The organism is uncultured Sphingomonas sp., assembly GCF_913777625.1.
In the GTDB taxonomy this organism is placed as follows: Bacteria; Pseudomonadota; Alphaproteobacteria; order Sphingomonadales; family Sphingomonadaceae; genus Sphingomonas.
The window spans coordinates 73,238-94,813 of sequence record NZ_CAJYTI010000003.1; the positions used below are offsets into that span (position 1 = coordinate 73,238).

Annotated in this window: 18 protein-coding genes; 8 read left to right on the forward strand and 10 right to left on the reverse strand. The window is 68.3% G+C overall.

Annotated elements, in window-relative coordinates:
* Positions 1-2: 2 nt before the first annotated feature.
* The 3 genes from QZ814_RS01765 to QZ814_RS01775 all read right to left on the reverse strand — a co-directional run bounded on the left by QZ814_RS01765 (position 3) and on the right by QZ814_RS01775 (position 3,577).
* Positions 3-2,039 carry a malate synthase G gene (locus tag QZ814_RS01765; RefSeq protein ID WP_294329343.1) on the reverse strand — a complete coding sequence of 679 codons (2,037 nt, stop codon included), beginning with the start codon at positions 2,037-2,039 and terminating at the stop codon, positions 3-5.
* A 77-nt stretch (positions 2,040-2,116) separates the two neighbouring features.
* Positions 2,117-2,563 (reverse strand): MarR family transcriptional regulator, encoded by a 447-nt coding sequence (locus QZ814_RS01770; RefSeq protein WP_294329344.1) that lies wholly within the window; start codon positions 2,561-2,563, stop codon positions 2,117-2,119.
* A gap of 204 nt (positions 2,564-2,767) precedes the next feature.
* Complete coding sequence (locus tag QZ814_RS01775; protein WP_294329345.1) at positions 2,768-3,577, reverse strand: A24 family peptidase; 810 nt, start codon at positions 3,575-3,577, stop codon at positions 2,768-2,770.
* A 331-nt stretch (positions 3,578-3,908) separates the two neighbouring features.
* Here QZ814_RS01775 and QZ814_RS01780 point away from each other — a divergent pair, with 331 nt between their 5' ends.
* On the forward strand, positions 3,909-5,096 hold the full coding sequence (locus tag QZ814_RS01780) for an acetyl-CoA C-acyltransferase (protein WP_294329346.1): 1,188 nt from the start codon (positions 3,909-3,911) through the stop codon (positions 5,094-5,096).
* Between the two features lie 130 nt (positions 5,097-5,226).
* Here the strand turns inward: QZ814_RS01780 and QZ814_RS01785 are convergent, their stop codons facing one another.
* On the reverse strand, positions 5,227-5,709 hold the full coding sequence (locus tag QZ814_RS01785) for an SH3 domain-containing protein (RefSeq protein WP_294329347.1): 483 nt from the start codon (positions 5,707-5,709) through the stop codon (positions 5,227-5,229).
* A gap of 73 nt (positions 5,710-5,782) precedes the next feature.
* On the opposite strand from QZ814_RS01785, the gene QZ814_RS01790 reads away from it, so the two are divergent.
* Positions 5,783-6,781, forward strand: coding sequence for a D-glycerate dehydrogenase (locus QZ814_RS01790; RefSeq protein ID WP_294329348.1), 999 nt, complete (start codon positions 5,783-5,785; stop codon positions 6,779-6,781).
* Positions 6,782-6,914: 133 nt separating this feature from the next.
* On the opposite strand, the gene QZ814_RS01795 is transcribed toward QZ814_RS01790, so the two are convergent.
* The 3 genes from QZ814_RS01795 to QZ814_RS01805 all read right to left on the reverse strand — a co-directional run bounded on the left by QZ814_RS01795 (position 6,915) and on the right by QZ814_RS01805 (position 10,428).
* On the reverse strand, positions 6,915-8,318 hold the full coding sequence (locus QZ814_RS01795; protein WP_294329349.1) for a nitronate monooxygenase: 1,404 nt from the start codon (positions 8,316-8,318) through the stop codon (positions 6,915-6,917).
* Between the two features lie 79 nt (positions 8,319-8,397).
* Complete coding sequence (locus QZ814_RS01800; protein ID WP_294329350.1) at positions 8,398-9,531, reverse strand: glycosyltransferase; 1,134 nt, start codon at positions 9,529-9,531, stop codon at positions 8,398-8,400.
* 12 nt (positions 9,532-9,543) lie between these two features.
* A complete protein-coding gene (locus QZ814_RS01805) occupies positions 9,544-10,428 on the reverse strand; it encodes an alpha/beta hydrolase (RefSeq protein WP_294329351.1) in 885 nt (294 codons plus the stop codon).
* Positions 10,429-10,446: 18 nt separating this feature from the next.
* On the opposite strand from QZ814_RS01805, the gene QZ814_RS01810 reads away from it, so the two are divergent.
* From QZ814_RS01810 to lexA, 5 genes are all read left to right on the forward strand, one after another.
* Positions 10,447-11,796, forward strand: coding sequence for a protein adenylyltransferase SelO family protein (locus tag QZ814_RS01810; RefSeq protein ID WP_294329352.1), 1,350 nt, complete (start codon positions 10,447-10,449; stop codon positions 11,794-11,796).
* Between the two features lie 61 nt (positions 11,797-11,857).
* Complete coding sequence (gene astD / locus QZ814_RS01815) at positions 11,858-13,273, forward strand: succinylglutamate-semialdehyde dehydrogenase (RefSeq protein ID WP_294329353.1); 1,416 nt, start codon at positions 11,858-11,860, stop codon at positions 13,271-13,273.
* Positions 13,274-13,358: 85 nt separating this feature from the next.
* Positions 13,359-14,300 carry a PilZ domain-containing protein gene (locus tag QZ814_RS01820; protein WP_294329354.1) on the forward strand — a complete coding sequence of 314 codons (942 nt, stop codon included), beginning with the start codon at positions 13,359-13,361 and terminating at the stop codon, positions 14,298-14,300.
* Between the two features lie 41 nt (positions 14,301-14,341).
* A complete protein-coding gene (locus QZ814_RS01825) occupies positions 14,342-15,523 on the forward strand; it encodes a molybdopterin molybdotransferase MoeA (protein WP_294329355.1) in 1,182 nt (393 codons plus the stop codon).
* Between the two features lie 57 nt (positions 15,524-15,580).
* Complete coding sequence (gene lexA / locus QZ814_RS01830) at positions 15,581-16,255, forward strand: transcriptional repressor LexA (protein ID WP_294329357.1); 675 nt, start codon at positions 15,581-15,583, stop codon at positions 16,253-16,255.
* Here lexA and QZ814_RS01835 read toward each other — a convergent pair.
* The gene (locus tag QZ814_RS01835; protein ID WP_294329358.1) at positions 16,249-17,175 is read right to left on the reverse strand and encodes a hypothetical protein; all 927 of its coding nucleotides are present in this window, start codon (positions 17,173-17,175) and stop codon (positions 16,249-16,251) included. The genes lexA and QZ814_RS01835 overlap by 7 nt on opposite strands.
* A gap of 388 nt (positions 17,176-17,563) precedes the next feature.
* Here QZ814_RS01835 and QZ814_RS01840 point away from each other — a divergent pair, with 388 nt between their 5' ends.
* Positions 17,564-18,457, forward strand: a complete 894-nt coding sequence (locus QZ814_RS01840; RefSeq protein ID WP_294329360.1) for a hypothetical protein — start codon at positions 17,564-17,566, stop codon at positions 18,455-18,457.
* 70 nt (positions 18,458-18,527) lie between these two features.
* On the opposite strand, the gene bla is transcribed toward QZ814_RS01840, so the two are convergent.
* Together bla and QZ814_RS01850 are read right to left on the reverse strand one after the other, a co-directional pair.
* A complete protein-coding gene (gene bla, locus QZ814_RS01845) occupies positions 18,528-19,388 on the reverse strand; it encodes a subclass B3 metallo-beta-lactamase (protein WP_294329361.1) in 861 nt (286 codons plus the stop codon).
* Positions 19,385-21,499 carry a ComEC/Rec2 family competence protein gene (locus tag QZ814_RS01850; protein ID WP_294329362.1) on the reverse strand — a complete coding sequence of 705 codons (2,115 nt, stop codon included), beginning with the start codon at positions 21,497-21,499 and terminating at the stop codon, positions 19,385-19,387. The genes bla and QZ814_RS01850 overlap by 4 nt, the downstream gene beginning before the upstream one ends.
* Positions 21,500-21,576: the final 77 nt, after the last annotated feature.

A 21,576-nucleotide genomic window follows, 5' to 3' on the forward strand; every position in this document is an offset into this window, starting at 1 on the left:
GATCAAACGCAAGGCTCTAGCGCCTTGGTACGGACGCGAAAGCGGTGCAACAACGGCTCGGTATAGCCGTTCGGCTGGTCTACGCCGTCGAAGATCAGCGCCCGCGCCGCCTGATAGGCGAGGCTTTCGCGCTCCCGGCCTGCCATCGGCTGGTACAGTGGATCGCCGGCATTCTGCGCATCCACCTTCGCCGCCATGCGCTGCAACGCCGCATCGACCTGCGCCGGCGTGGCGACGCCGTGCAGCAGCCAGTTGGCGATATGCTGCGAGGAGATGCGCAGCGTCGCGCGGTCTTCCATCAGCCCGACATCGTGGATGTCCGGCACCTTGGAGCAGCCGACGCCCTGGTCGATCCAGCGGACGACATAGCCGAGGATCCCCTGGGCGTTGTTGTCCAATTCGCGCTCGATCTCCTCGTCGGCCCAATCGCGCCCACCGGCCAGCGGCACGGTCAGCAGATCCGCCAGCGGCGGAAACGCGGCCGGCAGCGCACGCTGGCAGGCGGCGACGTCGACCTGGTGATAATGCGTGGCGTGCAGCGTTGCCGCGGTGGGGCTCGGCACCCAGGCGGTGGTCGCACCACTCTTCGGATGCGCGATCTTCTGGGCGAGCATGTCCGCCATGCGGTCGGGCGCCGCCCACATGCCCTTGCCGATCTGGGCGCGCCCGGCCAACCCGCAATCGAGCCCGATCCGGACATTCCGCGCCTCATAGGCGGCGATCCAGCGGGCCGCCTTCATCTCGCCCTTGGGGACCATCGCCCCGGCGCGCATGCTGGTGTGAATCTCGTCGCCGGTGCGATCGAGAAAGCCCGTGTTGATGAAGAACAGCCGGTCCCTCAGCGCGTGAATGCAGGCGGCGAGGTTGGCCGAGGTGCGGCGCTCCTCGTCCATCAGCCCGATCTTGATCGTGTTCGGGGCCAGGCCGAGCAGCGTCTCGACCGCGCCGTAGAGCCGGTCGGTGAACGCACACTCCTCCGGTCCGTGCATCTTCGGCTTGACGACGTAGATCGCGCCCGCGCGGCTGTTGCGGTAGCGGCCGAGTCCACGCACGTCGTGCAGTCCGATCGCGCCGGTGACGATCGCGTCGAGGATGCCTTCCGGCGCCTCGCTGCCATCCGCCAGCAGCACCGCCGGCGTGGTCATCAGATGCCCGACATTGCGGACCAGCAGCAACGCGCGTCCCGGCAGCGTGGTGCCGTCCGCCAGCATGCGATCGGGCGCGAGCGTGCGGGTGCGGCTGTGGCCGTTCTTCTCGAACGTCTCGGCCAGGTCCCCGCGCATCAGCCCCAGCCAGTTGGTATAGCCAAGCACCTTGTCCTCGGCATCGACCGCGGCGACCGAGTCCTCCAGGTCGATGATCGCGGTCAGCGCCGATTCGAGCAGCACATCGGCGACATGCTCGGGATCGTCCTTGCCGATCGGATGGGCGGGATCGCGGACGATCGCGAAGTGCAGGCCGTTCGCCCCACGATAGGTGATCGTCTGCCGCGCATCCTCGGCGATGCTGCCGATCTCGGTAGCGCCCGGCAGGACCTCATCGAGGAACGTGCGCGCCCAGGCGATGACCTGCGCACCCCGCTTCGCATCATAGCCACCGGGCTGGGGGGATCCGGGGATGGCATCGGTGCCGTAGAGCGCATCGTACAGGCTGCCCCAGCGCGCATTGGCCGCATTGAGCACGAAGCGGGCGTTGAGCGCCGGAACCACCAATTGCGGCCCGGCAAGGGTGGCGATCTCGGCGTCGACCCCGGTCGTGGCGATGGTGAAGGGCGCAGGTTCGGGCACGAGATAGCCGATCTCGCGCAGAAAGGCTTCGTCGGCGGTGTTGCCGGCGATCAACCGGGCGTCGATCGCGGCCTGAAGTGCATCGCGCTTCGCCAGCAATGCCCGATTTTCCGGCGCAAACCGCGCGAAGATTTCTGCGGCTCCCGCCCAGAAGACCTCCGGCGCAAGGTCGAGCGGCGGCAGCACCGCCTCTTCCACGAAGCGCGCCAGCGTCGTTGCAACCTTCAGTCCGGCGCGGTCCACATACGTCATTACGGAGTCCTCCTTGCGGTTCTTCGCTACACGCCTGGGGAGGGCCTGCCCTGCTTACGCGAGGGGCTATGCGCCGATCAACCCCCGTCGAACGCCGTAGCCGCCGCCTCGATCCGCGCCAGCATGGCGGCGAGCTGCGTCTTCTCCACCTCCGTAAAGCTCTCGAACAGGCGGCGTTCGAGTTCCAGTGCCTTGGGCGCCACCTGTTCGTACAGCTGCCACCCCTCTGGGGTGAGCGCCACGAGATGCGATCGCTGGTCGCTCGGGTTTGCCGCGCGGGCAATCAGGCCTCGCTCCACCAGGCCGATCGCCGCCCGGCTCACCGTCACCTTGTCCATCCGGGTGCGGCCGCACAGCGCCTGCTGACTCATCGCCCCGCCCTCCGCCAGCACCGCAACGAGTCGCCATTCCGGAATGCGCAAACCGAAAAGGTTCCGGTACGCAGTGGCCACCGCGTCCGAAACCGCATTGGAGGCAATGGACATGCGGTACGGCAAAAAGTCGTTCAATTTCAACGCAGTCATCCACCCTCCTCAACCCTGATTAACCATTTTGAACGTGACAACGCTGGCAGGTTGCAAATTTTGCAATGATACCGGTAACAGTTCGCACTTGCAGCACAAGCCTGTGCGATGCAGAAAGATCGGGCCTTTCAGGCATCCTCTCCTAAGACTTTCAAAGGCCGTCCTCCGGGGCGGCCTTTTTTTTCGCCTACCGCCGACGGCGGATCAATGCTCTGCATAGCTGAGCTGGAGTTCGACCGGTACACCGAATGAAAATGTCAGCTGCGGCGGGACGAGTTGCCCGCCGATCCATACCGCCCATGCACCGGCGGCCAGCATTACCCCGAAGGGCAGCCGGTCGGTCGCACGCACCCGTCGACCTGCGCTGATAAACCCGAGCACAGCCGCCAGGCCGATCAGGCTGGCCGCAAGCAGCACCAGCGGCAGCGCCTGCCATCCCAGCCAACAGCCGATCGCGCCGAACAGCTTGGGGTCCCCACCGCCCAATCCCTGCCGTCCGCGCAGCGCTTTGTAGACCTGCGCGACCAGCCACAGCAGCGCGAATCCGGCGCCGCCGCCGATCAGGCGCGCCGCCACGGGCGGATTCAGCCCGCTTGCACCCGCCGCCAGGCCGCACAGGGCAAGCGTCGCATTCAGCGCGTTGGGCAACCAGAACGCGGCGAGGTCCAGCGCTGCCAGCGCCAGCAGCAGCCAGCCGAACACCGCGCCGGCCGCCCCTTCGGCACCGGGGGCGAGCAGGCCCGCCCCCCCCCCGATCGCCAGCCCGATCAGCTCGGTATACCAGTGGCTCCGCGCGATCGGCGCCGAACAGCGGCCGCAGCGGCCGCGCTGCACGATATAGCTGACCACAGGCACCAGTTCCGCCGGGCGCAGCGTCGTGCCGCAGGCATCGCAGGCCGATCGCCCGATAATGGTGCTCCGGCCTTCGGGCCAGCGAATCGCCAGCGTGGCGATGAAGCTGCCGAACACGGCGCCGAGCGCGCTCAGCAGCACCGGCCACCCCCAGATCTCCATCGCCGTCACGCGGCGGCCGCTTGCGGATCGGATAACGATAGACGCCGAACGGATCGATGCGGAACAGCACCGGCTTCCGGCTCCACAAGGGCATGTCGGCGGTGATCCGGCAGAGGCGGGATCCCGCGAACAGCACCACGCCCCAGACGGTCGGCCGCCGCCCGCGATCGAGCGAACCAAGGAAGGCCGCAATCGTCCCGCTGATCGAGGCGCCCCATTTGCGAAGATCGAGAAGGTGCACGCACGATGCCCTTCCTGCGGGAGTGCGATGGCTTTTGCAAACCGGGCGCTGGCCCCCTAGATCCCCGGCAAACACCCGAGAGGAGCCTTTATGTCCGCCGATCCTATCGTGATCCTGTCCTATGCCCGCACGCCGATGGGCAGCTTCCAGGGCAGCCTCGCCGATGCTTCCGCCACCGATCTGGGCGCCACTGCCGTCGGCGCCGCGGTCGAGCGCGCCGGGCTGAAGGGCGAGGCCATCGAGCGCATCTATATGGGCTGCGTGCTGCCCGCCGGGCTCGGCCAGGCCCCCGCCCGCCAGGCCGCGCTCAAGGCAGGGCTACCGCAGCACATCGAGGCGACGACGATCAACAAGATGTGCGGATCGGGCATGCAGGCGACGATCATGGCGGCCGAGGCGCTGGCCGCCGGTTCGGTCGACCTGCTGATCGCCGGCGGCATGGAGAGCATGACCAATGCGCCCTACCTGTCGATGCGCCACCGCAGTGGCGCGCGGATCGGTCACGACGTTCTCAAGGACCACATGTTCCTCGACGGGCTGGAAGATGCCTATGAACCCGGCCGCCTGATGGGCAGCTTCGCCGAGGAGACCGCGAAGGAATATCAGTTCACCCGCGAGGCGCAGGACGCCTTCGCCATCGCCAGCCTGGAGCGGGCCAAGGCTGCCCAAACCAGCGGCGCGTTCGATCGCGAGATCGTTCCCGTCGAGCTCCAGGGCCGAAAGGGGGTGACGACGGTGTCGCTCGACGAGCAGCCGACCAAGGCCGATCCGGCGAAGATCCCGACGCTCAAGCCGGCCTTCGCCAAGGACGGCACGATCACCGCCGCCAATGCCTCGTCGATCTCGGACGGTGCGGCGGCGCTGGTGCTGGCACGCGCTTCGGTTGCCGAGAAGCTGGGCCTTACGCCGATCGCCCGGATCGTCAGCCACGCGGCCCACGCCCATGCGCCCGCGCGCTTTACCACTGCGCCGGTGTTCGCGATGCGCAAGGCGCTGGAGAAAGCGGGCTGGGAGACCGGCGACGTCGACCTGTTCGAGGTCAACGAAGCCTTTGCCTGCGTGACGATGATCGCGATGCAGGAGCTCGGCCTCAGCCATGATGCGGTGAACATCCACGGCGGCGCATGCGCGCTGGGCCACCCGATCGGCGCGAGCGGCGCGCGGGTACTGGCGACGCTGCTCTCGGCACTGGAGACCAGGGGGCAGAAGCGCGGGCTGGCCTCGCTGTGCATCGGCGGCGGGGAAGCAACCGCCGTGGCGGTGGAACTGATGGATTGAAGCGAACTATAGCCCCTCCCCTTCAGGGGAGGGGTTTGGGGTGGGGCAGTGTCTCACAGAGACCAATTTCTGGTCTGGAATATCTCCACCCACCCCCCTTCTCCAAGGAGAAGGGGCTTAGAGACGAGGATTACCGCACTGTCTCGCCGGGATCGGTTCCCCAGATCCGTGCCTGCTCGACATAGCCCGCCCGCCCGCCGGCATCGAACCAGCACCAGCCGCCGCTGCAGGCGCTGATCTTGCCGACCACACCCGGCGCCGCACGCCAGCTGATGTGCGAATCCCTCGACGGGCCGCTGTGCAGTTCGGCCACGCCGCCGGCAACGATCGCGGTGCGCTTGTCCTCGAGCAGATTGGCCTGCATCCAGCCCTCGGCGCCGTCGGGATCGCGCACCTTCAGCCAGGCGCCGTAGCTCGCGATCACCTTCAGCGGCAGGCTGCGGCGCTGATAGAACCAGTTGGTGGGATAGTTGCGTCCCGGCCCGGTGCGCATCCGCGCCTTGCTCGCCTTCAAGCTGGCATAATAAGGCGGCTTGCGCTCGGCATATGCGGGGGTAGCCAGCGCGACGAGCGCCAGGGCCGAAAGTCCGATCGAGAAACGCCACTGCTGCATGGGTCGTCTATCGGCCAGCACGCGCCACGCTTCAACCGTTGACTGCGCCCCCGCCACCCGCCAAGCCGGTGTCATGGCCGATCCCAAGCGACCGTCCCGCCCCCGGGTGCTCATCACCCGCGCGCTGCCCCAGGCCAGCGAAGCGCGGATGGCGGAGCTGTTCGACTCGATTCCCAATCCGGGCGATTCGCCGATGGAGGCCGCCACGCTGGCGGCTGCCATGGCCGACGCCGATGTGCTCGTTCCCACCGTCACCGATCGGATCACCGCCGACCTGCTCGCCGCCGCACCCGATCGACTGCGGCTGATCGCCAACTATGGCGCCGGCGTCGGCCATATCGATCTGAAGGCGGCGCGCGCACGCGGCATCATCGTCACCAACACGCCCGGCGTGCTGACCGACGACACCGCCGACATGGCGATGGCGCTGATCCTCGCGGTGCCGCGTCGGCTGGTGGAGGGCGACAAGCTGGTCCGCTCGGGAGACTGGCGCGGCTGGAGCCCGACCAGCATGCGCGGGCACCGGATCGGCGGGCGCAAGCTCGGCATCCTCGGCATGGGGCGGATCGGCCAGGCGGTGGCGCAGCGCGCCCGCGCCTTCGGACTGCAGATCCATTATCACGGCCGGCACCGGGTGCACGAGGTGCTCGAGCACCAGCTGGGGGCTACCTATCACGAGGATCTCGATGCCATGCTCGAGGCGATCGACATCCTGACGATCCACACGCCCCACACCGCAACCACCAGTGGGCTGATCGACGCACGGCGGCTCGACCTGCTCGGACCCGACGGTTGGCTGATCAACACCGCGCGCGGCGAGATCGTCAATCCCGAGGCGCTGGTAGCGGCGCTAAAGGACCGTCGCATCGCCGGCGCGGGCCTCGACGTCTATGTCGACGAGCCCAAGGTCGATCCGCGACTGATGGCGCTGGAGAATGTCGTGCTGCTGCCACACCTCGGCTCGGCAACCTTCGAGGCGCGCGAGGCCATGGGAATGAAGGTGATCGCCAATATCCGCAGCTGGGCCGATGGGCATCGCCCGCCGGATCAGGTGTTCGAGGGGTGGCTTTGAAATTCTGCACTTAAGCCCCTCCCCTTCAGGGGAGGGGTTGCGGGTTGGGCTGTGTCTCGCAGAGCCCAACAGGCGTTCTGGAATCCCTCCACCCCAACCCCTCCTCCAAGGAGGAGGGGCTAAAAAGTGTCCATCAATCCCCGGTCAGGATCCGATCGACCAGCTGCTTCACCGTCGGCACGAACCCGTTCGAATAGAAGGGATCGCGCTTGAAGTTGTACGCGGCGTGCCCCGCGAACATCAGGTTCTGGTCGGTATCGCCGCCATGGGCGATGTCCTGCAGCGTCTTTTGAATGCAGAAGCTGCGCGGATCGGCCAGGCGACCGGTCGAGTTGGTCTCCGTATCCGCCCAGGACGAGAACTGGCACTGGCTGAGGCAGCCCATGCAGTCGGCCTGGTCCTTGCGGATGATCTGCTGGTCCTCGCTCGTCACGAACACCAGCGTGTTGTCCGGCGTCTTGAGCGCGCTGGTGAAGCCGAGGCCATACCATTCGCGTGCGCGCAGCAGATCGTTGCGCGTCACCCAGAAATTCTTGCCCTTCACCCCCACGTCGAGCTGGAAGGTGTGATCCCCCGCCGCCTCGGTCGAATAGGGGATCTGGCGCTCGCTGCGCGCTTCCAGGTGGCGGAGGAACGGGTTGCGCACCGCGCTGGAATAGAAGCCGGTCGGCGAGAAGCGGTGCAGCAGCACATCGCCTTCCTCGATCTCCATCAGCTTGGCCTTCCACCCCTCGGGGATCGGGCTTTCCTGCGTCAGCAGCGGCCGGGTGCCGAACTGGAAGGCGATCGCGCCCAGCTCGGGATTGTCGATCCAGTCGTTCCAGTCGCGCAGGTACCAGACGCCGCCGGCCATCACGATCGGCACGCTGTCCGGCAGGCCGCCTTCGCGCATCACATCGCGCAGCGCCTTGACGCGCGGATAGGGATCCTGCGGGGCGCGCGGGTCCTCGGCATTGGACAGGCCGTTATGGCCGCCGGCGAGCCAGGGGTCCTCATAGACCACCGCTGCCAGCCATTCCTGCGCCTTCGAATATGCCCGCTTCCACAGCGCGCGGAAGGCGCGGCCGGAACTGACGATCGGCAGGTAGCTCACCTCGTGGTGCGCGGCGATCTCGCTCAGCTTGTAGGGCATGCCGGCGCCGCAGGTGACACCGGCCACCATGCCCTTGGTGCGCTCCAGCACGCCCTGCAGCACGCGCTGCGCGCCGCCCATTTCCCAGAGCACGTTGATGTTGATCGCGCCCTTGCCGCCGGCGATCTCGAAGGCGCGCTTTACCTGCTGGACGGCGCCTTCGATCGCGTACTGGATCAGCTCTTCATGACGCTCGCGGCGCGTGAGGGCACGGTAGATCTGCGGAATGATCTTGCCATCCGCGTCATAGCTGTCGGCGTTGACCGCGCTGACCGTGCCGATGCCGCCGGCGGCGGCCCAGGCCCCCGCGCTCGCATGGTTGGTCGCTGCGACGCCCTTCCCACCCTCGACCAGCGGCCATACTTCACGACCGTTGTAGTTGATGGGCGAAAGACCCTTGAACACATTGCCTCCACAAAAATTGCCGCGCGACGCTAGCCGGATCGGCCGCAACAAGCGAGTAACAAATGGTACCGGCGCGGTCTCAGCCCAGCACGCCCGGCCGACCCATCGCCTGGGCGTAGAGCCGCGCATAGGCCGCGACCATCTCGGCCTCGTCGTACAACGCGACAGCGCGCAGGCGGTTCGCCTCGCCTACCCGCTTCCGCTCGTCGGGATATTGCGCGAGCAGATCCAGCCGATCCCGCAGCGACACCTCGGTCCTGTCAGCCGAGAGATATCGCCGATTGGGCTCTGATACCATCGCCGCAATATCCCCTACCTGGGGAGCTATTACGGGAAGCCCGGCGGCCATCGCCTCCAGGACGGAAACCGGCGCCTGCTCGCTCTTCGACGAGAGCGCGAACAGGTCGAACAGCCCCAGATAGCGATGCGGATTGGCGACGAAGCCGGGCAGGAATACCTGGTCCTCCACCGCCATCGCCTCGGCCTGATCGAGGATCGCCTGGCGTTCGGGCCCCTCGCCCAGGATCACAAGCTTGAAGCGCGAGGACATGCCGGCGACGGCGCGGACCAGCATCGGCAGGTCCTTGACCGGCCGGAGGCCTGCCAGACAGCCGATGAACACCTCGCCCTTCCGACGCTTCTCCAGCATCGGCAGGAGCGAAGGATCGATCTGGCCGGTGTAACGGGCCGTCGGCACGCCGTTGGCGATCCGCACCAGCCGCTCGGCCGGCTGCTTCCAGAACTTGGTCGCGACCTGTTCGAGCTTTTCCGAGGGCACCACCAGCGCGTTCGCGGCCGGCAGCGCCATGCGGCGATACATGTTGCGGACGGTGCTCAGCTTCTCCGCCTCGTCGGCGTTGAACCCGTCCTCGTGATGGATGATCGGCGGCAGGCCCTTGCCGAACACCCGCGCTGCCATCACCCCGTCGATCGCCCCCCAGTTATAGGTGAGCACCAGGTCGAACCGCCGCATGAACCGCGCGATCTGCTCGTAGCGCTTGACCGAAGGCTTGCCGGTGAGCGGCGGCGGATCAAGCGCGATCTCGTACTTGATGCCGCGGTCGATCGCCTCGCGGGCGCCGAGCTGGTCGGGCATCGCCGAGACGATGGTGTGCCGCGCGCGGTCGCCGAACGCGTTCATCAGCTGCACTGCCCGCGCTTCCTTGCCGCCGAGCGCGAAGGTGGAATGTAGATGGAGGATGTGGATCGACATGGGGGCCGGGGTTTAGCGGGGGTTTGCGGCCACCGCTACCTTCGCCAGCAGCCGCTCGATCCCCGCCACTGCCGCCGGCTCGTCGAGCGTTGGGGCATGACCTACCCGCTCGACCGTTACCAGCTCCGCCCCCGGCACCCGCGCGACCATCTTCTCGGCGGTCTCGGCGCGCAGGATGTCCGAGCGTTCGCCGCGCACCACGAGCAGCGGGCGGCCGGCGAGCGCATCAATCGTCGGCCACATGTCAGGGCCTGCCTCATTGCCGGGCACGCGGAACGGCTCGGCGATCTTCATGTCATAGTCGAGCACGATGCGGCCCTGGCTGTTCACCCGGTGGAGCCGCTTGGCCATCGCCAGCCAGTCCTCGATCGCATAGTCGGGATAGACGTCCGCATTGGCCTCGGCGACGCCGCGCGCCGCATGCATCCAGGTCGGATACCAGACCTGCTTGCCGACATATGTGCGGATCCGCGCCAGTCCTGCCGGGTTCAGCTCCGGGCCGACATCGTTCAGCACCGCGCCGGCCAGCTTGCCGCCGTCGGTCGCCGCGAGCAGCATCGTCACGATGCCGCCGAGCGAGGTGCCCACCGCCACGAACTTGTCGATCTTGAGCTCGGCTAGAAGCGCCTCGACGTCCTGCAGATAGGTGAGCGGCACATAGCTCATCGGGTCCTTGGCATAGGCGCTCTCGCCGCGCCCGCGGAACTCGACGCACAGCACCCGCCATTCGCCCGAAAACCGCACGGCCAGATCGGCGAAGTCGCGGGCGTTGCGGGTCAGGCCGGGGAAGCAGATCAAAGGCGGGCGGTCGGCGCGGCCCGGATAGTCGCGGTAATGCAGCCGCAGGCCGTCTTTCGACCACCAAACGCCATCGGAGTAGTTGCGCCGAGCATCCATCGCGCCCCATATCGCCGCATGGCCTTCGCTCCGCAACAGGCGATCCTCGAACTCGGGGATGGCTTCTACGATCCGGTGACCCCGGCGACCTTCCCGCAGACTATCCTGCGCTATCGCAACGACCGCGCGGCGGCGAGCGTGGGGCTCGAAGGACTGAGCGATGCCGAATGGCTCGCCCATTTCGGCCGGTTCGAGCCCCTGCCGGGCAGCCTGCCCCAGCCGCTGGCGCTGCGCTATCACGGCCACCAGTTCCGCGTGTACAATCCCGAGATCGGCGACGGCCGCGGCTTCCTGTTCGCGCAGATGACCGACACTGCCGGGCGGCTGATGGACCTCGGCACGAAGGGATCGGGCCAGACCCCCTATAGCCGCTTCGGCGACGGGCGGCTGACGCTGAAGGGCGGCGTGCGCGAGATCCTCGCGACCGAGATGCTGGAAGCGCTCGGCGTCGAGACCAGCCGCACCTTCTCGCTGATCGAGACCGGCGAATCGCTCCATCGCGGCGACGAGCCCTCGCCCACCCGTTCGTCGGTGCTGGTGCGGCTCAACCATGGCCATATCCGCATCGGCGTGTTCCAGCGCCTTGCCTATTTCCAGGACGAGGGAGGGCTGCGAAAACTCACCGGCTACGTCCTTCGCCACTATTTCGGGGAGCCGGATGGCCCGGATGCCCCGCAGCGGCTGCTCGCCCATGTCGTCCAGCGCACTGCGCGGCTCGCCGGCCAGTTCATGGCGGCGGGGTTCGTGCATGGCGTGCTCAACAGCGACAATATCAACGTGACCGGGGAGAGCTTCGACTACGGCCCCTGGCGCTTCGCCCCGAGCTGGGCGCCGCACTTCATCGCCGCCTATTTCGATCATCAGGGACTCTACGCCTTCGGCCGCCAGCCCGAGGCGATCTACTGGGACGTGATGCAGCTCGCCATCTCGCTGCGCCTGATCGCCGAGGAGGCGCCGCTGATCGAGGCGCTGGAGGGCTTCGCTCCCGCCTATCAGCGAGAGGAGGCCAGGGCGATCCTGTGGCGCCTGGGCGTCCAGCCGCGCGATGCGGCAAGCGACCGGGCACTCACCGAAGCGCTGGAAAAGGCGCTGCACCAGAGCGGCGCGCCGCTCGATCTTTTCTGTTTCGATGCCTTCGGGGGGCAGTTGCCCGACCACTATGGCGCCGAATTCGACGCGGTCCGCGGTCACCTCGCAAACTATCGGCCGCGCAAATCCCGGGATCACCCCTACTGGCGCGGCGCCCCCTGCGGGATGCACATCGACGTCGTCGAATCGCTCTGGTCCGCCATTGCCGATCGCGACGACTGGGCGCCGCTCACCGCCAAGATTACGGCCATTCGGGCAATGGGCGAGGCTCTGGCCTAGCGCTCAGAAATCGGGCAAGAGCGGACATAACGGGGCAACGAAGCAACAAAATAGAAGGCCCATGCCGGACCAGGAACTCCTTTCGACCGAGCCCGCAACGGGCGCCGTACTCTGGCGTCATGCGATCGGGGATGCCGATGCCGAAGTAGCGATCGCCCGTGCCAGTTGGGCGCAGTGGGCCGCCAGGCCGCTTGCGGTGCGGATCGAGGCGCTGCGTCGCTTCGCCAACGTCGTGCGCCAAAAGGCCGATGCCTTTACCGACCTGATCGCGCGCGAGACCGGCAAGCCGCTCTGGGAAGCGCGCACCGAGGTCGAAACGGTGATCGCCAAGGTCGATATCTCGGTCACCAGCTATTCGGAGCGCACCGGCCAGCGCCGGATCGAGGCACCGATGAACACGCGCCTCGCGCTCCGGCACAAGCCGCACGGCGTGCTGGCGGTGCTGGGCCCGTACAACTTTCCGGCGCACCTGCCCAACGGCCATATCGTGCCCGCGCTGCTGGCCGGCAATGCGGTGGTGTTCAAGCCCTCCGAGAAGACGCCGGCCAGCGGCGCCTTCCTCGTCGAGTGCTACCGCGCCGCCGGCATTCCGGAGGGCTGTGTCCGCCTTCTGATCGGCGGGCCCGACCAGGGCAAGGCGCTGGCAAGCCATCCGGACATTGACGGCCTGCTGTTCACAGGGTCGGCGAACACCGGCATCGCGCTTAACCGCCAGTTCGCCGCGCGGCCCGAAAAGATCCTCGCGCTCGAAATGGGCGGCAACAATCCCATCGTGGTGTGGAACGCGCCCGATATCTATTCCGCCGCGGTGCTGGTGGTGCAGTCCGCCTTCACCAGCGCCGGCCAGCGCTGCACCGCCGCGCGCCGGCTGATCGTCGACCAGAAGCTGTTCGATCCGCTGATGGAGGAACTCAACAAGCTGATCGGCCGGCTGATCATCGGCGAGCCGCACGCCGATCCCCAGCCCTTCATGGGCCCGGTGATCGACAACAACACCGCCGACATGCTCACCGAGAGCTTCCTTGCGCTCTCCACCATGGGCGGGCGACCGCTGCGCCACATGGAGCGGCCGATCGAGAACAGGCCCTTCCTCACCCCCGGCGTGGTCGACATGACCGAGGCGCGCGAGAAGGTGGATGTCGAACTGTTCGGCCCGGTGCTCCAGGTGTTCCGCAAGACCAGCTTCGAAGAGGCGATCGCCGAGGCGAACGACACCCGCTATGGCCTGTCCGCCAGTCTGGTGAGCCAGGATCCCAAGCTCTACGACCAGTTCTGGGCGAATATCCGCGCCGGCATCGTCAACTGGAACAAGCCGACCAACGGCGCCTCTTCGGCGGCACCGTTCGGCGGCGTGGGCTGGTCGGGCAATCATCGGCCGAGCGCCTATTATGCCGCGGACTATTGCGCCTATCCGGTCGTTTCCTCGGAATCCGAGCAGGCACGCGCCGCCATGGGGGTGGGGTTGCGCGACGCCTGAGCATTAGGTGTTTCGAAACCCTCTCGCTTAACCGGCGCTTCAGTCGCGCCCCGGCATGGTTCCCGCCTTCGGACGGGACAACAATATGGATTCGGGGCATACGTCCGCGACGATTTTCAGCCTGACGCACGATCTGCCGTCCCCCCGGCTGCCGGGGGCGGAGGCAGCGGACGGCCTCGATACGGCGCGTCTCGCGCTGAACGGCCAGACGCTCGCGTGCGGCATCCGCTGGATCGGGCGGGCCGGAGCGCGGCTGCGCGTCGAGGGCGAACTGGCCGAGCAGGTGCCGGCGCAGTTGCAGGTCGCCGGCGCGCCGCCGCTGATCGGTCGCACGCTCTGGTCCGATGGCGCCGAAGCCGGGCTGTTGTTCGACGCGCCGGTCGACATCCTGGGTCTGGTCGCGCGCAACCTCGCACGCGCCAGCGCCGAACGTCGCCGCCTGCCCCGCATCGAACTGCGCCAGACCGTCGGCATCCACCGCGGGGCCGACGTGGAGCAGGTTCGCACCCGCGACATTTCGCAAGGCGGCGTCGGCGTCGAAGCGCGGTCGCTCGCCCCGGGCGAGGCCGTGCAGCTCACCTTCGACGGGCTGCGTCCGCTGGAGGGCTGCGTTCGCTGGGTCTCGGGCGAAACCGCCGGCATCGTCTTCGCCGAGGAACTGGGCTGGCAGATCCTTTTTCCCTGGCTGCGCGAGATCCAGCAAGCTCCGCCTGCCGCGCCTGGCGGCCCCGAGCCCGATGGCCTGCTGCAGGACAAGCTGGCGCTGCGGCTCGACTTGCCCGGCCGCGTTCGCGAAGGCGCACGCTGGTGGAACTGCCGCATCCATGCGCTTACCGCCCAGCAGGTGGAGTTCGAGGCGCGGCAGAGCTTCCCGCCCGGCACCGGTGTGTGGGTGGCATTGCCCGAAATCGGCGGTGGCCCGGTGCGCGTGCTCACCGCGCGCAACGGCCGTACCCTGGGCGAATTCCGCATGCCGCTCCGCGATACCGACCTTCGGACCCTCACCGCCAGCCGACGCGCCGGCTGAACCCGCTTGCATCGGCGCCCCCGTCAGCCCAAGCGGGGGAGATGGCGCTCCTTCCCATTGCCGAGGCACAGGCGCGATTGCTCGCGCTCGCCGGCCCTACACCGATCGAGCTTGTCCCGCTGGCCCAAGCCGTCGGTCGCTGGGCCGCCGCGCCGGTGGTCGCGCGGCGTAGCCAGCCGGACCAGGATCTCTCGGCGATGGACGGGTATGCGATCCGCTTCGCCGACCTGCCCGGCCCCTGGCGGGTGATCGGGGAAAGCGCTGCCGGCGCCGTCGTTGCTGGGGCGGTAGGCGCGGGCGACGCGGTGCGCATCTTCACCGGCGCACCGATCCCGGCCGGGGCCGACACCGTACTGATCCAGGAGGAAGCCGCACGCGACGGCGCGGCGCTGCAGCTCGCCGGCGAGGGGCCCGGGCACGCCGGACGCAACGTCCGCCGGCGCGGCCTCGATTTCGCCGAGGGCGATACGCTGATCGCCGCCGGCGACCATCTTACGCCCGCGCGGATCGCCGTCGCTGCGATCGCCGGGCACGCCGAACTGCCGGTCCGCCGCAAGGTCCGCGTGGCGATCGCTGCGACGGGCAACGAGCTGGTGCCGCCCGGCGCGCCGGTCGGCACCGCCCAGTTGCCCGAGTCGAACCGCACGATGCTGGCGGCACAATTGCGCGACTCTCCCGTGGAGATCGTCGACCTCGGCATCCTGCCCGACGATCTGGAGACGCTCACCCGCGCCTTCGCCACCGTCGAGGCCGACCTGCTCGTTACCAGCGGCGGCGCATCGGTGGGGGATCACGATCTGGTACGCCCCGCGCTGGAAGCGGCCGGGGCGACGATCGACTTCTGGCGGATCGCGCTGCGTCCGGGCAAGCCGATGATGGCCGGCCGGCGCGGCGACATGGTCGTGCTCGGCCTTCCGGGCAATCCGGTATCCGTGTTCGTCACCGCCTTGCTGTTTGCCCGGCCGCTGATCGCCCACCGCGCCGGTGCCACCGATCCTTTCCCTCGCTGCCGCACCGTCCCACTGGGCGAGCCGCTGCCGGCCAATGGCCCGCGCACCGACTATATCCGCGCGGCGCTGATCGACGGCCGCGCTCACGCCGCGGCGATCCAGGACAGTTCGATGCTGCGCACCCTCGCGCGCAGCACCTGCCTGATCGTCCGCGAACCCCATGCGCCGCCAGCTAAAACCTCCGATCTGGTGGAAATCCTCGACATCGCTTGACAGCCTGCCGGAACATTGCATAAACGTTCCCAGTCTGTTCTGGACCCGGAGGATTGGATGCTCACGCGCAAGCAGCACGAGCTGATCTGCTTCATTGCCGACCGCCTCGCCGAGACCGGCGTGTCGCCCTCGTTCGAGGAGATGAAGGAGGCGCTGGACCTGAAATCCAAGTCGGGCGTGCACCGGCTGATCAGCGCGCTGGAGGAACGTGAGTTCATCCGTCGGCTGCCCAACCGCGCGCGCGCGCTGGAGGTGCTGCGCATGCCCGAACGCGGCGAGCGCAAGCCCATTGCCAAGGCCGCCAAGGCCACCGCGCCCGCAACGGCCGCGGTACCGCCGACGCCCGCCAACGACGTGGTGGAGATCCCGCTGCATGGCCGCATCGCCGCCGGTACGCCGATCGAGGCGCTGGAAGGCTCGACCATGCTCCCGGTGCCGGCCGCGCTGCTGGGTGCGGGCGAGCATTACGCGCTCGAAGTCGCCGGCGACTCGATGATCGAAGCCGGTATTCTCGACGGCGACTATGCGCTGATCCGCCGCACGGAGACCGCGCGCGACGGCGAAATCATCGTCGCGCTGATCGACGAGGCCGAGGCGACGCTCAAATATTTCCGGAAGGAGGGCGCGATGGTGCGGCTCGATCCTGCGAACCGGGATTATTCGCCCCAGCGCTATCGCCCCGATCAGGTGCGGGTGCAGGGGCGTCTGGCAGGGCTGCTGCGTCGCTACTGATCGGCGTTCTTGCCCCGGGGCCGGTATCGGCCTCGGGTTGCGCGAGGATCGTCCGGGCGATCCGCCCCCCGGTGCATGGAGGCGAGCTGATTGGCGCTGCCGCTATACAGACCTTTCAGATAGCCACGGTCGAAGCCGGTCAGTTCCTGCGGTGGGGCGGCGATGTTCGGGTCGAACAGCAAGAGGATCGTATCGGACGTGGCGGTAGCGCCGTCTTCCGGCCCGCGCAGGGGGTTGGCGTCGCCTAGTGCCCGCATGGCGACATAGTCTGCGATCTGCACCGGAGTCTTGCCGATGATGGCGGTGCGCTCGATCAATATCACGGACGCGAGGATATCACGCCGGATCGCTGCAAACAGGTGCGACGCAGTGGTAACTGCCAGCGTAGCGCTGAAGCTGCCCGAGGCGACGTTCGCGCCGATCCGATCCCCGTCGCGGCTGCGGGTCTCGATGATGCGCCAGGCGCGGACCGGGCCACCCTGCTGGCCGATCGCATCGATCTCTTCCCGCGTTCGATACCCGAAGCGCAAGGGGTCGCGCTGACGAAGGCGCGAAAAAGCGGCATCGACATCTTCGACGAACACCAGCGTGACGTTCGGACGACAACCGGGGCCCGCGAGCGTGATCCCGGCTTGTGCCGCATCCTCCACTAGCCTGCCGCCGAGCTGTTCTAGGGTTCCACGGTCGAGCCCTGCCGCCGCGAAGCAGATGGGGTCGCCGAAGCGCGGCAAGGGCTCGTCCGATGCGGTGCGCGGGGTGACCGCGCGTTGCAGGGCTTCGACGCGCATGCGAACGGGGGCGGCTCGGCCCGTGACGATGAGCGGATCGAGCGGGGTCGCTCCAGCGGGCGCGACCGCTGCGGGTGGCGACAGTTCCTTCTGTGCCTGGGCCGCGCCTGGCGCCGCCAGCAGCGCCGACATGCCCCACCATGCCCTTATCCGCAATCGTCTGCCCCTTCCCCACCACTGCCGAGGCGCGAACTTGGGCTTGCAAGGCGCGCGAGGGAAGAAAAATCGTGCGTCCCTCGGCTGTCCCTGGGGAACGATCGCTCGCGGCGTTCAACAGGCAATGCCGATCGGGCTCCTGCCGTCGCGGGAGTGTACGTGCCGGGCGGGCAATGCAGCGGCCTCCATAAAATCCTCGACGCCGTAGAGCTGCTGCTGCGGCCGCGCGCGGGCCGGTTCCCGCACTGTCGGACGACGCGTCCCCCGCGTCGCCACCCGGGCCTACTTCTTCCCTGGTGCACGGGCTTGTGGCAAATAGCGGTGACGTCGCACGTGTGGAGGACTAGCGATGCGGGGATCCTGGTTGGCGGTACTTATCGGCCTGGGGCTGCCAGGACTTGCGCTGGCGCAGCAGGCCGAACCGCCCGCCAGCGCACCATCGCTTGTCAAGGAACATCCCGCGGTGCCCGGCGACCCGATCATCGTCACCGGCCGCCCGCTGCCGCCCAAGGACGAGATCCGCTCGCTGGCCCGCGCCATCACGCCTCCGACGATGGCGAATGAGCCGTTGCCGCGCTTTTTCGAGTCGGTGTGCTTCGGAAGCAAGGGTCTCGACCGCCAGACGCTTGTCGATATCGGCGATCGGCTGGCAGCCGATGCCGACCAGGCCGGTATCAAGCTTGCGGGCGACGGTTGCAGGCCAAACGTCGTGATTTTGTTCGTGGACGGTATCGAGGGCGAGATCGACACGCTGGTAAAGCGCCGATGGTGGGTATTCGGCTATCGCTCGCCTTCCGAGATACGCGAGATCGTCGACGAACGCGGGCCTGTGCGCGCCTGGAGCAACATCGAGACGCGAAGCAGCGACGGAAATCGCATCGATTCCAACGGCGTTCTAAGGGTCTCCGTCGCCTCCCGCCTCGTTTCGTCGGTTCGCCAGGACGCGCTGGCATCTATCGTGCTGGTCGAGCGCAAGGCGCTGATCGGCAAGACTCCGGTGCAGATTGCGGACTATATTGCCATGCGCGCGCTGGCCGGCGCGCGGCCCCGACGGACCAGCGGCAGAGAAACGATCCTCACCCTCTTCGACGGCGCGACACGAAACGCGCCGCCGGAATTGACCGCGTTCGACCGTGGCTATCTGCACGGCCTGTACGCTGGGGAGGCAAATGCCCTTGCGTCGACCACGCAGGGCAGGATCGTTCGCGATATCCTGAAAGCCAAGGATCGGGAGATGACGACCGCAACGGGCAAATGAGCCCGCTCGGGCGCCTGTCCTCCGCATGGTTGCTCGACCGCGCAGTGCCTGGGCGGCCCCCGGGCGTGGCTTAGCGCCCTTGCTGTCGCCGTAGTTCGACGTCGAACGCCTTCTGCGCCGCATCCAGCCGGCGTGCCAGTTCCGCCGGGTCCACGAATGCCTGCGTGTCACCACCAAGCTGTTTGGCGCGCTTGGCGGGGAGATCGAACTGCTCTGCATGGAAGCTCAGGAACACATCCGCCTGGGTCGCGCGCAGCTTGGCGAAGGTGGCACGAAAATCGGCGGCCGCAGCGTCATAGCCATGGCCCGGGGTCAATGGCTGGTCGGCCACCGTCAGGCTGCAGGCGAACAAAACGGTGAGGCTGTCGCCCCCCGAGGGGACCTGCATCGTGAAGCTGGTGCAGCCCTTGGTGTGTCCCGGCGTGAGGTGCGCGACCAGCGTATTGGTGCCGAGCCGGATTTCCTCGCCGTCCTTCAACTGCGCGTCGACCTTCACCGGCGGTGCCGAGATGGAAATATCGGGCCGATAGTCCGCGCGGCCCGCCTCCAGCGCGGCGGTATCGCCCGCGCTCGCCAGCAGCCGCGCGCCGGTGCGGCGCTTGAGTTCGGCAAGGCCGCCGTCATGGTCCCAGTGCGCGTGGTTGATCAGCAGGATCTTCACGTCGGTCAGCTTGAAGCCCAGCTTCTCGATATTGGCGGCAATCAGCGACGCGCTTTCGGGCATGCCGCCGTCGATCAGGATATGCCCTTGCGGGCTCGTGATCAGATAGGCGGAAATGCCCGCGGTGCCGACATAATGGACATTGCCGAGGATGCGGAACGGCGCCATGGGCTGGTTCCACTCGGTGCGGACCTTGGCCCAGTCGGTGCCTTGCGCCATCCCCGGCGAAGCCAGGCCAAGTGCCGAGGTTGCAAGCAGAATCCGGATCATCGTCGATCTCCCTTCGCCGCCGTGGATGGCGGCTGGACGGTGGGCGGGTCAAGCCATGGATGGCGCCCCGCCCCGCGCACCGTGCGGACAGTGCCGCGCGCAAAGGTGATTGCGACGCCGCCGGTCTGGGCCAGCGCCGTCCGATCGAGCCGCAGCCAACGGGGCCGGCAGCCGCGCGGCAAGCGGCGATCGCTCACCACCACGTCGCTGGCGGCGCAGACCGCGACCAGGTCCTGCCACACGACGGGATAGGCGCTGCGGGTGGCAGCCACTCGCCAGCGGCGGCCGTGCCAGTCGATCTCCGCCAGGCAAAGGTCCGCGCTGCACCGCGCATCCGGCCGGTCGTCGAGCGCTGCGAGCGCATCGGGCTCCACCCCGCCATTCTCGCCCAGCACCTGCCGGGTGAAATCGCCGGCACGATCGCGCAGCAGCGCGAAGCTGCCGTCGGCCATCCGCAGCGCGACATGGCGGCCGTCTCCGGTTACCAGCAGGTCGGGGCCGGGCGTGACCAGCGCCCACACCGCTCCCGCGGCCAGCGGTACCAGCCCCGCCATACGGATGCGCGTCCGCCACAGCCCCAGCCAAAGTCCGCCCAGTACCATCAGCGCGAATGCCCCTGCCGGCATCACCGGTAGCGCGGCGACCGATCCGGGAGCGCTCGCCGCCGCGTGCGCGATCCATAGCAGCAGTGCCATCGCCTTGCCGGTCAGCCACCAGAAGGGCGCGCCCGCCCCAACCAGGTCGGCAACCAGCGCCAGCGCCTCCAGGGGCATCACCACGAAGGTGGTCAGCGGGATCGCGGCGATATTGGCGACCGCGCCGTACACGCCGCCCTTGTGGAAATGAAACAGCCCGATCGGCATCAGCGCCAGCTCGACCAGGATGCCGGTGAGCAGCAGCGATCCCGCCTCGCGCGCGATCCGCCGCGCGAGCCCCTCCTCGCGCGCCTCGAACCAGCGGTGCATGCGCGGGCTCTCGTGCAGCGCGACGATTGCCGCGACGGCGGTGAAGCTCAGCTGGAAGCTGGGGCCCGCCAGCGACTCGGGCCAGAGCAGCAGCACCACCATCGCGCCCGCCGCGACCAGCCGCAGCGTCAGCGCCTCGCGCCCCAAGCTGAGCGCCACCAGCACCAGCAGCGCGGCGGCACAGGATCGGATCGTCGGCACCTGCCCGCCGGTGAGCCAGGTATAGCCGATCGCCGCCAGCGCACCCGCACCCGCCGCTACCAATGGGAGCCGCACCCGCAGCGCCAGCCAGGAACTCAGCGCCAGCAGCCGCAGCACCACCAGCATCGCAGCGCCTGTGACGGCGGTGACGTGGAGGCCGCTGACCGAGAGCAGATGCGCCAGCCCCGCGCGCCGCATCGCCTCGCTGTCCTCCTCGGCGATCGCGCCCTCGTCGCCGGTCGCCAACGCACTGGCGATGCCGCCGGCGCTGCCGGGCAGCTTAGCCTCGATATGCGCGGAAAGCGCCGCACGCAGATCCTGCCCGGCGTTGGGCGGCGGACGGCGCAATGTCACCGGATCCAGCGCCTTGCCGGTCGCGCCGATGCCGTCGAACCAGGCGACTCGGCGGAAGTCATAGGCGCCCGGCACCGAGGGCCCGGGCGGCGGCAGCAGGCGGGCCCGCAGCGCCACCCGCGCGCCGACGCCGATGTCGGCGGGCGCCGCGCCCATGTCGACATTCACCCGCACCCGCGGCGGCAGGTCGGTCCGCGCAACGGGCGCCAGCACCAGGCGCACCAGCCCGCGCGCGGAGAGGCTGTCGACGCGCAGCACCTCCGCCTCGAACGTCATGATCGCGGGGCGCGCAAGTACCGGCGCGGAACCGCTTTCGGCCCGCCACCAGATCGCGCCGCACCCCGCCGCCAGCAACAGGCCGAGCACCAGCAGCGCACGCCCCGATCGGCCGGGCACCACCACGCCTACCGCCGCCACGCCCAGCGCTGCCACGAGGAATCCGATCCACTGCCGTGCATCATCCAGCACGAACCAGGCGGTGATGCCGGCGCCGAACGCCACCGGCAGCCACAGCGGCAACTGCCCCCGCTCCGCCTCCAGCCAGCGCTCGATCGCGTGCCTCCCCTTGGGGAATCCCCTCCCCGCCCCCATTTGAAGGCCCGGAAACCCCGTGCTAGGGGCCGCGGCGGCTGAACTGGCCATCGAGACAACAGACTGGGAGCATGCGC

Excerpts from the sequence above, each read along its gene's own strand:
- QZ814_RS01825 (WP_294329355.1), top strand. The coding sequence starts at position 14,342 with ATGGCGCTCCTTCCCATTGCCGAGGCACAGGCGCGATTGCTCGCGCTC.
- QZ814_RS01835 (WP_294329358.1), bottom strand. The coding sequence starts at position 17,175 with ATGTCGGCGCTGCTGGCGGCGCCAGGCGCGGCCCAGGCACAGAAGGAA.
- QZ814_RS01850 (WP_294329362.1), bottom strand. The coding sequence starts at position 21,499 with ATGGGGGCGGGGAGGGGATTCCCCAAGGGGAGGCACGCGATCGAGCGC.
- bla (WP_294329361.1), bottom strand. The coding sequence starts at position 19,388 with ATGATCCGGATTCTGCTTGCAACCTCGGCACTTGGCCTGGCTTCGCCG.
- QZ814_RS01785 (WP_294329347.1), bottom strand. The coding sequence starts at position 5,709 with ATGCAGCAGTGGCGTTTCTCGATCGGACTTTCGGCCCTGGCGCTCGTC.
- lexA (WP_294329357.1), top strand. The coding sequence starts at position 15,581 with ATGCTCACGCGCAAGCAGCACGAGCTGATCTGCTTCATTGCCGACCGC.
- QZ814_RS01800 (WP_294329350.1), bottom strand. The coding sequence starts at position 9,531 with ATGTCGATCCACATCCTCCATCTACATTCCACCTTCGCGCTCGGCGGC.
- QZ814_RS01780 (WP_294329346.1), top strand. The coding sequence starts at position 3,909 with ATGTCCGCCGATCCTATCGTGATCCTGTCCTATGCCCGCACGCCGATG.
- QZ814_RS01775 (WP_294329345.1), bottom strand. The coding sequence starts at position 3,577 with ATGGAGATCTGGGGGTGGCCGGTGCTGCTGAGCGCGCTCGGCGCCGTG.
- QZ814_RS01765 (WP_294329343.1), bottom strand. The coding sequence starts at position 2,039 with ATGACGTATGTGGACCGCGCCGGACTGAAGGTTGCAACGACGCTGGCG.
- QZ814_RS01805 (WP_294329351.1), bottom strand. The coding sequence starts at position 10,428 with ATGGATGCTCGGCGCAACTACTCCGATGGCGTTTGGTGGTCGAAAGAC.
- QZ814_RS01810 (WP_294329352.1), top strand. The coding sequence starts at position 10,447 with ATGGCCTTCGCTCCGCAACAGGCGATCCTCGAACTCGGGGATGGCTTC.
- QZ814_RS01820 (WP_294329354.1), top strand. The coding sequence starts at position 13,359 with ATGGATTCGGGGCATACGTCCGCGACGATTTTCAGCCTGACGCACGAT.
- astD (WP_294329353.1), top strand. The coding sequence starts at position 11,858 with ATGCCGGACCAGGAACTCCTTTCGACCGAGCCCGCAACGGGCGCCGTA.
- QZ814_RS01770 (WP_294329344.1), bottom strand. The coding sequence starts at position 2,563 with ATGACTGCGTTGAAATTGAACGACTTTTTGCCGTACCGCATGTCCATT.
- QZ814_RS01790 (WP_294329348.1), top strand. The coding sequence starts at position 5,783 with ATGGCCGATCCCAAGCGACCGTCCCGCCCCCGGGTGCTCATCACCCGC.